Genomic DNA, 12,700 nt, shown 5'->3' on the forward strand with positions numbered 1-12,700 from the left:
GAATTCCTCTCAAGGCACGCTTGCGGAAATGTCGCTTTTTGCCCGCCCATGCTGCCCGTATCGTGCAATCCACTCAAGTGGAGGCACGCTCATGAACATCTTCGGCGGCTTGTTGTTCCTGCAGGGCCACGTGGCCAGCACCGAGCTGGCACGCCAGCTGGCCAGCCCTTCCACACCTGCCCCGCAGTGCGCGCAGCAACCGGCTGCGCCTGTTCAGCCGCCGAGAACCCGTTGAACGCTCCTCACCCTGCGTACCAGCGTTGGACGTGTTCAGGCAGCCACGGGATCGGATCGATATCCAATGCCCCACAACCGTCGAGGGTGTCACGCAGCGCGCGCTCGCCGGGGCCACTGGGCAGCCGCAGGCCTTCCTCCTCCGGAAGTTGCACCGCAGCCCAGTCGTGCAGCTGGTCCATGCGCAGGCACAGGGCGGCCCGCAGCCACGCCTTCAGTGGATAGCAGCGATAGCCTTGTTTGCCCAACGCGATAATTGCACGCGACAAGGCCTGGTTGGCACCACGTACCCATTCGGTGCGACCTCCAGCCTTGTCCTGGACCGTCATCGGCGCCGGCGCGCGGTGCGCCTTGAACGGCGAACGCAGCTGCAGCTCCAGATCTCGCGCATCGCGCTCGCTTTCCGCTTCCACCAGTGCACCGGCGTCGAGGTCGAAGAACTCGAACCAACGCCGGTGCAATGCGCTGATGCGTCCGAGCGGATCACGTGAGAAACCGATCTTCGCGTAGTCTTCCCACGCACAGGGGAAGACGTAGGCGAAGACACGACCGTCGATGCGGATATCCGACTGCATGTGCGCAGGCTGCCTCGACAACAGCCCGGGTGCAACCGGGCGTTACCGTGGACGCTGCAGCGCCTCCTGCACCGCCGCAGCCACGTCGGTGTTGTCGATGTAACTGCCGTCGTTCCAGCGCACGTGCTGACGGTAGCCGGCATCAACGCCGCGCACGCGCTTGCCCAGCAGTTCCGACCCCGCGCCCTTGGCCCACAATGGCACCAGTGCATTGGAATGGTTGCCGGTGGGACGGAAACTGATCCCGGGCATGCGGCCGCGGCCGTTGTTGCGTACCGGAGAGAAGGCAACGTTCTGTGCATCCGGGCCCATCGGCATGCTGTTGTCGTGGTCGGTGGTAACGATCAGCAGGTTGCGCTCCCAGCCACCGTTACGCTCGATCCAGTCGACCACCGCCGTCACCGCGTTATTGAACTCCATGGTCTCTTCGATCAACCGGCCATACTGCGGCTGATCGCTGCACTGGCCGTAATGCCATTCGGTGCCGCAGGCACTGGTGTGTGCGGCCCAGTCGGTGGCGCCACCTTCCACCATCAGGTACAGCCCCTTGGACGAGCGCTGCTGCAGGAACTGCAGCGCGCCGCGGGTCATGGTCGCCAGATCGGGCACGCTGTCGATCTTCCTCACTCCCGAAGGCGTGGCTGCATCCTTGCCCAGCACCTGCAGGCGGCGCGCCTGCTGCAGGGTGTTGGCCACGCGCGGTACACCGATCAGCGGCCTGTCGGCCGGCAACCGTCCCTGCGCCAGTGCGGCGAACGCTTCCTTGCTGCGGATCAGGCGCCACGGTCCCGCCGGATTGCCGGCGATGGTGCTGCCCGCTTCCAGCTGCTGCCAATCCTGCTGCGACACCCACTCCCATGGATTCGCGCAGCCCTCTGCGTTTGCGGCGTCCGTGCCTTTGTTGCAGGCGCGGCCGTCGACGCTGTAGCCCGGGCCTCCGGTGCCCATCACCAGGTCCATGTGGCCCTGCGCCAGCATCTGGTGCGCAATGGCGTGATAGCTGCTACGCGATTCGTTCTGCGCTGCGAATGCGGCCGGTGTGGCGTGCGCGAACGGTACCGAAGTCACTACACCGGTCGCCATGCCCAGGCGCTTGGCGCGCAGCGTATTGAACTCGACCGGCTGGCCATCGTTGTTGTAGTTGATGGCGTTGTTGTAGGTCTTGATGCCCGAGGACAACGCGGTGCCCGCCGCCGCACTGTCGGTAGCCACCGCGGCCAGGTACTGGTAGCCGGCAAACGGCAGGTCCTGCGCAGGAACCGGCGTGTCATCCCAGGCCTTGCCCGGGTCGTAGCCAAGCGTCTGTGCGTTGTCGCGGGTCGGCTGGCTGCTGGCATTCAACGGGAAGGTGGTTACCGCCAGGCGCAGCGGGAAATCCGCATAGGGTGCGCCTTCGCGGCGGCCATACTGCCAGTAGGCCGCCGCGTCCCAGGTACCCCAGCCGGCACCGTCGTTGATCATCACGATCACATTGAGCGGACCGGCTTCGGCGGAGGAAACAGCCTCGGTGCGCAGGTTGGGCTGGCAGCCGCCAAGTGCGGCCAGCGCGAGCAGCAACGAAGAATGAAGCCAGCGGCGTGGAATGCGTGCAGTCATCGGATGTCCCGTCGGGCCATCGGCGGCCCGCAATTATGCTACGTTATATCGTTGCAATATTTCAGCTTCGTGCAGCCGCCGCACACTATCCTCCAGGGCCCCCACTGTCATCGTCGTTTCCATGCCGCTTCCTGCTCCTGCGCGTGCACCGCTGTCGTCCATCACCCTCGATGCGGCAACCTTCGCAGTGATTCACCAGCACAACGCGGACATCGCCAGGCAACCGGCCTCGCTGACCAAGCTGATGACCGCCTACGCGGCTTACGAGTGTGTCGAGGAGCGCGGGCGCTCGTGGGAGGACGAAGTCACCATCGCCGCCGACGACGTGCATGCGGTCGCCGACGATGAAACGCGCATGGGCCTGGTGCCCGGCGAAACGGTCACTCTCGCGCGCCTGCTGGAAGGCTTGATGATCGTCTCCGGCAATGACGCGGCGCTGGCGGTCGCGCGCCACCTGGACGGATCGCAGCCTGCGTTCCTGGAGCGCATGAACCGGCACGCGCGCCAGCTCGGCCTGCGCAGCACCTGGTTCGCCAGCGTCTCCGGCATCACCACGCCGCATCATGCGTCCAGCGCGCGCGACATGGCGGTGCTGGCCGCGTGCCTGTTGAACGATCATCCGCAGATCCTGGCGGTCACCGCGCAGCGCGCGTTCGCGCACGGCAGCTTCAGCCGCAACAACCAGAACGCCCTGCTTGGCGATGACGGCGTGGATGGCTTGAAGACCGGCTACACCCAGGCCGCAGGCTTCTGCCTGGCCGCCACCGCATGCCGGGTGGTACACGGGCGGGACGAGCCTATACGCCTGATCACCGTGGTATTGGGTTCTGAGAGCCGCGACGCGCGCGACGCATGGGCGCGCGATCAGCTGGCGGCAGGATTCGCCACGCTGGTCGGCAGTACCGCCGGGGCCTGACCTTCGAAGCAGCTCAGCGACGCTTGACCGTCGCCACGATCAGCCGCTGCAGCTCGGCCTCGGCGTCGGTCTTGTCCAGCGCGCCCGCGGCCACACCCTCGGACAGGGTTTCAGCCGCACCCAGGATCGCCCAGCGTCCCGCCAGCGGCACCGAGCCGTCGCTGGCGAACGGGCCCAGCCAGGCGTCGCAGTTGTCGATGAAGTCCTGCTGGTAACGCCGCCGCACCTCGTGCAGTTCCGGCGCGCCCACCAGCGCGGCGAGGATGCCCTGCACTTCACTGCCCTGGCTGAGGATGCAGTCGATGTAGCCGGAGGCGATGGCTGCCGCACGGTCGGCCAGCTGCGCCCGGGCGCGGCCGATACGCTCGTGGAAGACCACCGTCTGCCGCCCGTCATAGTCATCGTAGAGCGCGGCCAGCAGGCCGTTGCGGGTCACGAAGTGATCGTAGGCCACCGGCTTGGTCACGCCCGCCGCCTCGGCCAGCCGTCCCAGCGTCAACGCGTCGGTGCCCTCTTCGCCAACCAGCGCCCAGGCCACGTCCAGCAACTGGCGGGCGCGTTGCTCGCGGGTCAATCGGCGGCGCGTGGGAGCGGCGTTGGCAGGCATCGGCGGAACACGGTGATCAACTCATCGGAGTACCGATTTTACGGCCGATTTCCATGGCGGTCTGCAGATGCGCCTGCGCGGCACCGCTGTCGGCGTCGAGCAGCAGTTCGGACGACAGCACGCGCGCGCCACAGTAGTCGAAGATGCCCATGTCGATCTGGGTCTTCATCGCCGTGCCATAGCCGCGCCGTTCGATCATTTCCGCGCCCGCACCGCCAACGCCGACCAGATGCACGCGCAGGCGCTGCAGCTTCTTCTGCACCTTGCCATCGGCACCGTCCTGGTACGCCCAGCCCTGGGTGAACACGCGATCGATCCATCCCTTCAGCAAGGCAGGGAACGACCACCAGTACAGCGGGTAGACCAGCACCAGCGTATCGATGGCGTCCAGCCGCGCATGCTCGGCCGCCACATCGGGGGGAACCGGGCCGGTCCCGCGGAACAGAGCCTGGTCATCGCGGTTGAAGCGCGGATCGAAGCCTTCGGCGACCAGGTCGGCGTGGGTTACGGTGTTGCCGGCGCCGACGGCCCGGATGGCGTCGCCGATGCGCTGGGCGATGGCATGGGTAAGCGATCCGGTTTCCGGGTGGGTGGTGACGATGAGACTGTGCATGGGTGAATCTCCAGGAATCATTACCTACCAATGGTAAGTAATGATTCCCGGATCACCAACGCCACCGATGGGACGCTGTTTTTGCGTTCACCGTATAGTGCGCCGCATCCCGTGGAGGTCCCCGACGATGCACCGACGCCTGCTTGCTCCCCTGCTGTTCCTGCTGCTGGCCACGATGGCGCCGACGGCCGTAGCCGGCGAGCTCACCCCATCCGAATCGGCTGCCCTGCGCCAGGACGTGCAGGGGATGCTGGCCGCGTTCGCCCGCGGCGATGCCGAGCTGATCATCGCCCGCACGCATCCCAGCCTGAAACGCCTGGCCGGCGGTGATGAGGTATACGCCCGATCAACCCGCGACACGGTCAAGGCGCTGCACGAGGCCGGCGTCACCATCATCAGCGACGAAGCTGGGGTACCGACCCGTACCTATGCCGCCGGTGACGAGGAGGTCTGCTTCGTCCCGCGCTACTCGTTGCTGCGCGTACGTGAATCCCCGATCCGCAGCACCTCGTTCATGGTCGCCGTGCGCCGCGTCGGCGCCGCGCAATGGAGCTATCTGGATGGCGCCGGGTTGCTCGACAACCCTGAGCTGCTCTGGCAACTGCTGCCAGCGCTGGAGCCTGGCGTGACGCTGCCCAAGGGTGGAGTGGAAACGCTGTAGCGCGATTGCTGGGCGTCGGTACGCTCCGGCGCATCCATCTACGCATGGCATGGATCTGCCGGCTGTCCGTTAGCGGAACAACGCGTTCAACGCGGCCCCGGAAGCCGCCTGCTGCAGCCCATCGAAACGCCCCTCCTGCACGATCGGCTGTGTGGCCTGTATCAGCCCACCCCATGCCGCACGCGCAAGCGCACCGCCCAGGCTGACCCGGCGAACGCCAAGTGCTGCGATGTCCTGCAGGCTCAGCGGTGTCGGTCCACCAACCAGCAGGTTCACCGGTTTTGACCCTGCAGCGGCAACCACCGCGCTGATCTGCTCGCGCGTGCTGATGCCAGGCGCATACAGCACATCGGCACCGGCCTCGGCATAGGCCCGCAGGCGCTGCAGGGTGTCCTGCAGATCCGGCACGCCGACGAAGAAGTTCTCCGCACGCCCGACCAGCAGCACGTCACCGCCTGCGCGGTCGATGGCTGCACGGGCAGCGCGCAGGCGCTCGACCGCCTGGTCGATCGAACGCAGCGGTGCATCGGCGACGCCGCTGGCATCCTCGATCGACAACGCCGCGATGCCGGTGTCGATCGCTGCAGCCACCGCCTCCTCCACCGCCTGCGGCGTCGCGCCGAAACCATCACCGAAGTCGGCATTCAACGGCAACGGGGTCGCCGCCGCCATCAGGCGCAGATGCGCCAGCGTGGCCGGCAACGAAACCGCGCCATCCGGCCGCCCTTCGCTCCAGGCGCAGCCGGCACTGGTGGTGGCCAACGCCAGGAAGCCTTGCCGCTGCAGGTAGCGCGCACTGCCCACGTCCCACGGGTTGGGCAGCACGAAGCACCCCTGCGCGTGCAGTTGGCGGAAAGACGCGCGCTTGTGCTGTGTGTCGGCATCGGGCGAGGCCATGGCAGGGCTCCGGGGCGGCAGACCTGCACCCTAGCCCGCCGTGCGGTCGCGCTCAATGGCATCGAAGCCGGCCATGCATGAAGTGATGCCCCCTGCTTATTGGACGCCACCGGCAGCCCTGCCCGAGCGTACGTGGTTGTCCACACCAGTGCCGCCACGGAGCCCTTCATGCCGCCTGACCCGCAGCCCCTCATCGACGTCGGCGATGATGACGCCCACTGGGCCGACCTGCTCTCGCCGGCACGGCGCCGCCTGATCGCTTCGGCAGGTCTGGCCGCCGGTGGCCTGGCCAGTGCGTCGACCGGCACCGCAGCACCGCGCGGCAACGACGCGGTGAATACCACCGAGCCTGGCCGCCCCGGCTTCCGTGTCATCGTGCCGCCAGCGCCGGAAGGGCGCAGCCCCTGGGGCCAGGCCACAGCCAGCGAACCGACCCTGCGCCCGGCCAGCGTGCGTCCCGGCGAAGCCACCCTGCCCGCGACCCCACGCGCCTACACCGACATCAAGAGCTATCACGCGCATATCTACTTCGACGAGGACAGCTTCGAGAAGGCTGCGCTGCTGCGGCGCTGGGCGGCCGAGCGCTTCCCGGTGGAGCTGGGCAACTGGAACCTGGAACCACGCGGACCACACGTCACCCCGTCGTTCTATTTCGGCTTCACCAACGACCTGCTGCCGGTGCTGGTGCCCTGGCTGCAGCTCAACAGCCTGGGCCTGACCATCCTGATCCACCCCAATACCGGTGATGGCCGTGCCGACCACCTGTATTACGCATTGTGGGTGAACCGCGCGCAGCCGGTGAACGCCTACAACTGGCCGGCACCGAAGCCGGGGGAACGGGAGCCGCTGGAGGAGGTGTTCCCGAACGTGGTGCCGACGGTGCCGCTGGAGACCTGACCCGCCTTTCCGGTGGGTGCGTAGCTTGCTGCGCACCTTGGGACGCCCTTCGGTGGGTGCGTAGCTTGCTGCGCACCTTGAGCCCCCCTCCGGTGGGTGCGTAGCTTGCTGCGCACCGAGCTTCCTTCTTCCACGCGTGGCGCGGCTCCCCCGGCAAGGCTCTTGCCGCCATCGTCGCCCTACGTGCACGCATCCCCCGCCCGCACGGCGTTCAGCGCGCCTTGATCCGCCGCCCCGCGTAGGGCCGCAAGCGCTTCGGCAGGTTTCAAACAAACGATTGAAACGCAGCAAACTTCGCCGAACTGGACAGCATCCGCCGGTTCCGCCAGACTGCCGCCCTTTCCCGTCTTCCGGATCCCATGGCGAAGCTGCTGGTCCTGCACGGCCCCAACCTCAACCTGCTCGGCACCCGCGAGCCGGAGGTCTACGGCCACACCACGCTGGCCGACATCGACCAGGCGCTGGCGGCCCAGGCCTCGGCCGCCGGGCACGCGATGGAGAGCCTGCAGTCCAATGCCGAGCACGTACTGGTGGACCGCGTGCAGGCCGCGCGCGACGACGGAACCGCTTTCATCCTGATCAACCCCGCCGCCTTCACCCATACCTCGGTGGCCCTGCGCGATGCGCTGGCGGCGGTGGCGGTGCCGTTCATCGAGATTCACCTGTCCAATCCGCATACCCGCGAACCGTTCCGCCAGCACAGCTACTTCAGTGACAAGGCCGTGGGCGTGGTCTGCGGCTTCGGCGCCGACAGCTACCGCTACGCGATGGACGCGGCGCTGCTGCGCGTGCAGGCGGCCCGCGCGTGAACGTGCTGCCGCGCGTGCTTGCCGGCGTTCTGGCGTGGGCCGGTCTCTGCGGCGCGGCCACGGCGTTCGACCGCAAGGACGAAGGCATCGACTGCGCACGTCCGACCTCCACGATGGAGAGCGACCTGTGCGCCTCGGACGTGGCCGCAGCCGCTGATGTCGAACTCAATGCGGTGTATGCACAAGCCCGGCGCCAGTTGCGCACACCCGCCAACGGTGGCGGCTGCAGCTATTGCGGCGATGCCGAGCAGCAGCTGGTCCTGGCCCAGCGTGCCTGGATGCAGCTGCGCGACCACGACTGCAACGCCGTCTATGCCCTCAATTCCGATGGCACGGCGCGCAACGGCGCACAGATGCGCTGCCTGATCACCCTCGCGCGCGACCGCACACGGCAGCTGCGCGAGTTCTACGAACTGCTTTGACCCGAGCGCGATGCGCTTCCCACCACACTGACATCAAGAGCAAAGAGGCCACCATGGATCTCCGCAAAATCAAGAAGCTGATCGACCTGCTGGAAGAGTCGAACCTGGCTGAAATCGAAATCAAGGAAGGCGAAGAGTCGGTGCGCCTGTCGCGCGCCCCGGTGGCCGGCTATGCCGCCCCGGTCGCCGCCCCGGTGTATGCCGCTCCGGCTGCTCCGGCGCCGCAGGCGATGCCGATGCAGTCGCCGACCGAAGCTTCCACCGGCGGCACCGCCAAGCCGGGCCCGGCACTGCCGGAAGGCCACGTGCTGCGCTCGCCGATGGTCGGCACCTTCTACGCCTCGTCCGCTCCGGACAAGCCGGCCTTCGTCACCGTGGGCCAGCAGGTCAAGGAAGGCGAGACCCTGGCCATCATCGAAGCGATGAAGATGTTCAACCCGATCGAAGCCGACAAGTCCGGCACCATCGTCGCCATCCTCGGCGAGAACGGCCAGCCGGTGGAATTCGACCAGCCGCTGTTCGTGATCGGCTGAGGGGCACGCCATGCTCGACAAAGTCGTCATCGCCAACCGAGGGGAAATCGCGCTGCGCATCCTGCGCGCGTGCCACACCCTCGGCATCCGCACGGTGGCCGTGCACTCCACGGTCGACCGCAACCTCAAGCACGTGGCCATGGCCGACGAGTCGGTCTGCATCGGCCCGGCGCCGTCGCCGCAGAGCTACCTCAACATCCCGGCACTGATCGCCGCAGCGGAAGTCACCGACGCCCAGGCCATCCACCCGGGCTACGGCTTCCTGTCGGAGAACGCCGACTTCGCCGAGCGGGTGGAAGAGTCCGGCTTCATCTTCATCGGCCCCAAGGCCGACACCATCCGCATGATGGGTGACAAGGTCGAAGCCATCCGCGCGATGAAGTCCGCCGGCGTGCCGTGCGTGCCCGGCTCGGGCGGCCCGCTGGGCGAGGACATCGTCGCCAACACCAAGATCGCCCGTGAGATCGGCTACCCGGTCATCATCAAGGCAGCCGGTGGCGGCGGTGGCCGCGGCATGCGCGTGGTGCACGCCGAAGCCTCGCTGAAGACCTCGATCGAAACCACCAAGAGCGAGGCCAAGGCCGCGTTCGGCAATGGCGAGGTCTACATGGAGAAGTTCCTGGAGAATCCGCGCCACGTGGAGATCCAGGTGCTGGCCGACGGCCAGGGCAACGCCATCCACCTGGGTGAGCGCGACTGCTCGATGCAGCGCCGCCACCAGAAGGTGGTGGAAGAAGCGCCGGCCCCGGGCATCACCGCCGAGCAGCGCGAGCAGATCGGCAAGGTGTGCGTGGAAGCCTGCATCCGCATTGGTTATCGCGGCGCCGGCACCTTCGAGTTCCTGTACGAGGACGGCCGCTTCTACTTCATCGAAATGAACACCCGCATCCAGGTGGAACATCCGGTCACCGAAATGGTCACCGGCATCGACCTGGTGGCCGAGCAGCTGAAGATCGCCGCCGGCCAGAAGCTGTCGATCAAGCAGAGTGACGTGGTGCTGACCGGCCATGCCATCGAATGCCGCATCAACGCCGAAGATGCAGAAACGTTCGTGCCGAGCCCGGGCACCATCACCGGCTTCCATCCGCCGGGCGGCCCCGGCGTGCGCGTGGACACCCACATCTACAGTGGCTACCGCGTGCCGTCGAACTACGACTCGATGATCGGCAAGCTGATCGTGCACGGCCCGGACCGCGAAACCGCCATTGCCCGCATGCGCGTGGCACTGAGCGAAATGGTGGTCGATGGCATCAAGACCAACGTCGCCCTGCAGCAGCGGATCATGCGCGACAAGGGCTTCCAGGCCGGTGGCCAGAACATCCACTACCTGGAAAAGCGTTTGGCCGAACGCAAGAACAAGCCGATCGCGCTGACCTGATCGGTGCCCGGTGCTGGACATGAAAAGGGCGGGGATATTCCCGCCCTTTTCGCGTTCTTGCGGTAGCGCCGGGCCATGCCCGGCGGCTTTCCATTGCGACCGTCCACCCGCCGGGCATGGCCCGGCGCTACCGGTGTGGCATCAGCGCTTGTCGGCCGCTTCGGCCGGAATCTGCGAGTTCGCCAGCGGACGCACGCCATTGGGCGAGGTCGGGTCGACGATCACCATGGTCTCGGTCGAACCATCCGGCCACACCACCTGGAAGGTGCTGCCCGCCGGCAGCGACGCGAACGGCATGCCGCTCTGCGCGCGATAGACCGCGGCCACCTGGCTGGCACCGGCACGGCGCACGTCTTCCTGCGCCTTCACCGTGGTCAGTTCCACCTTCGACAGATGCCGGTAGCGATCTTCATAGGTATCGATCATCAACAGGCCAACCGCGCCAGCCGAGTAGGCCACGAACAGGACCACCCAGAACCAGAACTTGGCCCCGTGCAGGAATCGGCGGTAGTTCATTGCTCGTTCCTCTTTCCAACCAATCGCTTGATCCATTCCTTCATCTTCCCAGCGCCCTGCCGCGATACCGCAGCGTCATACACGAAATCCCGGAAATCCTGCGTACCATCCTGCGAACAGATCCCTCCGTTCGCACAAAAACTGTTGACCAGCACACTGTCTGCCCCACACGGTAGACCGAGTTCGCAGGCCGCAAGCCGCCAAGCGAGTTCACTGAGCTGCTCGCCCGCCACCAGGCCGTTGAGCGCACGGTCACCCGAGGCGCGCACGCCCATGCCCGGTGCGATCGCCATGAAGGCCTCCGGGTCGCGCGAGGTGCGCACCCGTGCAACCAGGTCACGGCGGTACTCGGGGCTGTCCTGCAGCGGCTCTCCCTCGGCGAACAACGCAGCCTCTGCAGCCAGATTGCCTTGTGCGGCCGCCTTGCGACGTTCGGACAGCACCAGGGCCGTGCCCAGCTTGTCGCCCGGCACGAAACCACCACAACGCTGCGCGACGCGTTCGCGCGCCTGCACCATCGCCGGCGCGGCGGTCAGGCCCAGCCCGGCCAGCACGTTGTTGTCCAGGCGGTAGCCACCCGGATCGACCGCGTACTGCGCGCAATAGTCATAGACACGGCTGAGCATCCAGCGCGCCTCGTGGTTGCCTTCGTCCGCCTGCACACGCAACCGCTGTGCATAGGCATACAGGTCGGTGGCGTCTTCGATATCGGCGCGGAGATCCAGGGGCAGCCCGGACGGCAATGCATTGCCACGCTCGAAGGGTGCCAGGCGGCGCGCGAGCGCCTCCGGCATCACCGGCAGCGGTGCCGCACTGTCAGTGGCTGCCACCCCACCTGCCAGATCCGCCGACGCCAGCGAAGAGGTCGCGGCATGGCCGCTGGCCCGATAACCGGCCACGCCCAGCACGGCCACGGCCGGCAGTACGAGCAACCAGGTTTTCAGGGTCGGAGCGAAGGCCATCGGCGGCGGTGAGCGATGCGGCGGACAGGAAAGCACGAAGTTTAGCAAGGCCCGACGGGCCTGTCTGAACGGGCTTCGTTCATCTCGGAGCGGCATCTCAGGCGATACGGAGACGCCCCGATGGTCTAGCATGGCCCCCTTTCCTGCGATTGCCCCCACCGCCATGCCGTTTCTGGAACTGACCCTGCGTTGCACCGAAGCTACCCAGCCCCGCTATGAGAATGCGCTGGAGGACGTCGGCGCACTGGCCGTCACGCTGCTTGATGCCGAGGCCGATACCAGCAACGAACAGGCCATCCTCGAGCCGGGCGTGGGCGAGACCCCGCTGTGGGACACGCTGGTGCTGAGCGCGCTGTTCCCCGCCGACAGCAACGCGCTGTTGCTGCTGGCCGCACTGGAATCCTTCGATCCGGAACTGGACTGGAGCAGCGGCAGCTTCCGCGCGGTCGAGGATGAAGACTGGGAACGCGCCTGGATCGACCAGTTCCAGCCGATGGACTTCGGCAGCCGTACCTGGATCGTGCCGTGGAACCATGAACTGCCCGATGCCGCACAGGCCGCCGATGCCGCCGTGGTGCGGCTGGACCCGGGCCTGGCGTTCGGTTCGGGCACCCACCCGACCACCGCACTGTGCCTGCGCTGGCTGGACCAGTTGGCAGTCGATGGCCTGCTGCAGGGCCAGCGCGTGCTCGACTTCGGTTGCGGCTCGGGCATCCTCGCACTGGCCGCGCTGAAGCTGGGCGCCGCTGAAGCCATCGGCGTGGACAACGATCCGCAGGCCCTGGTCGCCACCGCCGACAATGCCGAACGCAACGGCGAACAGGCCCGCATGCACGTGTACCTGCCGCAGGACGAACCGGTCGCGACCTATCCGATCGTGGTCGCCAACATCCTCGCCTCGGCGCTGGATGCGCTGGCCGAACTGCTGGCCGCGCGCGTCGCTGCCGGTGGCCGCATCGCCCTGTCCGGCATCCTGCATGGCCAGGAAGGTGAGCTGCTGCAGCGCTATGCGGCCTGGTTCGACGATCTGCAGGCCACCCAGGATGGCGACTGGATGCGCATCACCGGCGTGCGCCGCGCCTGA

At 67.1% G+C, this 12,700-nt stretch carries 16 protein-coding genes; 9 read left to right on the forward strand and 7 right to left on the reverse strand.

The features are described from left to right. The first annotated feature begins 91 nt into the window (after positions 1 to 91). Complete coding sequence (locus tag AC5QAH_RS15135; RefSeq protein ID WP_010481098.1) at positions 92 to 235, forward strand: hypothetical protein; 144 nt, start codon at positions 92 to 94, stop codon at positions 233 to 235. A 7-nt stretch (positions 236 to 242) separates the two neighbouring features. On the opposite strand, the gene AC5QAH_RS15140 is transcribed toward AC5QAH_RS15135, so the two are convergent. Both AC5QAH_RS15140 and AC5QAH_RS15145 read right to left on the reverse strand, forming a co-directional pair. Then, positions 243 to 809 carry a GIY-YIG nuclease family protein gene (locus tag AC5QAH_RS15140; RefSeq protein WP_019338956.1) on the reverse strand — a complete coding sequence of 189 codons (567 nt, stop codon included), beginning with the start codon at positions 807 to 809 and terminating at the stop codon, positions 243 to 245. A gap of 42 nt (positions 810 to 851) precedes the next feature. Then, positions 852 to 2,405 carry an alkaline phosphatase gene (locus tag AC5QAH_RS15145; RefSeq protein ID WP_495232438.1) on the reverse strand — a complete coding sequence of 518 codons (1,554 nt, stop codon included), beginning with the start codon at positions 2,403 to 2,405 and terminating at the stop codon, positions 852 to 854. A 121-nt stretch (positions 2,406 to 2,526) separates the two neighbouring features. On the opposite strand from AC5QAH_RS15145, the gene AC5QAH_RS15150 reads away from it, so the two are divergent. Beyond that, positions 2,527 to 3,321 (forward strand): D-alanyl-D-alanine carboxypeptidase family protein, encoded by a 795-nt coding sequence (locus AC5QAH_RS15150; RefSeq protein ID WP_495232439.1) that lies wholly within the window; start codon positions 2,527 to 2,529, stop codon positions 3,319 to 3,321. A gap of 13 nt (positions 3,322 to 3,334) precedes the next feature. On the opposite strand, the gene AC5QAH_RS15155 is transcribed toward AC5QAH_RS15150, so the two are convergent. Together AC5QAH_RS15155 and AC5QAH_RS15160 are read right to left on the reverse strand one after the other, a co-directional pair. Beyond that, entirely contained in the window at positions 3,335 to 3,928 is a 594-nt protein-coding gene (locus AC5QAH_RS15155) for a TetR/AcrR family transcriptional regulator (protein ID WP_029379726.1), read from the reverse strand. Between the two features lie 16 nt (positions 3,929 to 3,944). Beyond that, positions 3,945 to 4,541: an NAD(P)H-dependent oxidoreductase gene (locus AC5QAH_RS15160; RefSeq protein ID WP_010481087.1), complete on the reverse strand. Its 597-nt coding sequence runs from the start codon at positions 4,539 to 4,541 to the stop codon at positions 3,945 to 3,947. Positions 4,542 to 4,668: 127 nt separating this feature from the next. Here AC5QAH_RS15160 and AC5QAH_RS15165 point away from each other — a divergent pair, with 127 nt between their 5' ends. Then, positions 4,669 to 5,202 (forward strand): hypothetical protein, encoded by a 534-nt coding sequence (locus tag AC5QAH_RS15165; protein WP_049480688.1) that lies wholly within the window; start codon positions 4,669 to 4,671, stop codon positions 5,200 to 5,202. Between the two features lie 69 nt (positions 5,203 to 5,271). Here AC5QAH_RS15165 and AC5QAH_RS15170 read toward each other — a convergent pair whose 3' ends face one another. After that, positions 5,272 to 6,099 (reverse strand): isocitrate lyase/PEP mutase family protein, encoded by an 828-nt coding sequence (locus AC5QAH_RS15170; protein WP_126560181.1) that lies wholly within the window; start codon positions 6,097 to 6,099, stop codon positions 5,272 to 5,274. Positions 6,100 to 6,267: 168 nt separating this feature from the next. Between AC5QAH_RS15170 and AC5QAH_RS15175 the strand changes: the two genes are divergently transcribed. The 5 genes from AC5QAH_RS15175 (at position 6,268) to accC (ending at position 10,138) form a co-directional block, all read left to right on the forward strand. After that, positions 6,268 to 6,996 carry a DOPA 4,5-dioxygenase family protein gene (locus AC5QAH_RS15175; RefSeq protein WP_053443592.1) on the forward strand — a complete coding sequence of 243 codons (729 nt, stop codon included), beginning with the start codon at positions 6,268 to 6,270 and terminating at the stop codon, positions 6,994 to 6,996. Between the two features lie 359 nt (positions 6,997 to 7,355). Beyond that, entirely contained in the window at positions 7,356 to 7,805 is a 450-nt protein-coding gene (gene aroQ, locus AC5QAH_RS15180) for a type II 3-dehydroquinate dehydratase (protein ID WP_010481082.1), read from the forward strand. Next, complete coding sequence (locus tag AC5QAH_RS15185) at positions 7,802 to 8,227, forward strand: lysozyme inhibitor LprI family protein (protein ID WP_010481081.1); 426 nt, start codon at positions 7,802 to 7,804, stop codon at positions 8,225 to 8,227. Before aroQ ends, AC5QAH_RS15185 begins: the two co-directional genes overlap by 4 nt. Positions 8,228 to 8,280: 53 nt before the next feature. Further along, the gene (accB, locus tag AC5QAH_RS15190) at positions 8,281 to 8,760 is read left to right on the forward strand and encodes an acetyl-CoA carboxylase biotin carboxyl carrier protein (RefSeq protein ID WP_010481080.1); all 480 of its coding nucleotides are present in this window, start codon (positions 8,281 to 8,283) and stop codon (positions 8,758 to 8,760) included. Positions 8,761 to 8,770: 10 nt separating this feature from the next. Further along, positions 8,771 to 10,138, forward strand: a complete 1,368-nt coding sequence (gene accC / locus AC5QAH_RS15195; RefSeq protein WP_010481079.1) for an acetyl-CoA carboxylase biotin carboxylase subunit — start codon at positions 8,771 to 8,773, stop codon at positions 10,136 to 10,138. A 141-nt stretch (positions 10,139 to 10,279) separates the two neighbouring features. Here the strand turns inward: accC and AC5QAH_RS15200 are convergent, their stop codons facing one another. Further along, entirely contained in the window at positions 10,280 to 10,654 is a 375-nt protein-coding gene (locus AC5QAH_RS15200; protein WP_262102373.1) for a hypothetical protein, read from the reverse strand. Continuing rightward, complete coding sequence (locus tag AC5QAH_RS15205; RefSeq protein WP_495232440.1) at positions 10,651 to 11,616, reverse strand: hypothetical protein; 966 nt, start codon at positions 11,614 to 11,616, stop codon at positions 10,651 to 10,653. The genes AC5QAH_RS15200 and AC5QAH_RS15205 overlap by 4 nt, the downstream gene beginning before the upstream one ends. Positions 11,617 to 11,779: 163 nt before the next feature. On the opposite strand from AC5QAH_RS15205, the gene prmA reads away from it, so the two are divergent. Further along, a complete protein-coding gene (prmA, locus tag AC5QAH_RS15210) occupies positions 11,780 to 12,700 on the forward strand; it encodes a 50S ribosomal protein L11 methyltransferase (RefSeq protein ID WP_010481075.1) in 921 nt (306 codons plus the stop codon).

It is taken from the genome of Stenotrophomonas sp. YJH_SMC_43, from assembly GCF_059372535.1.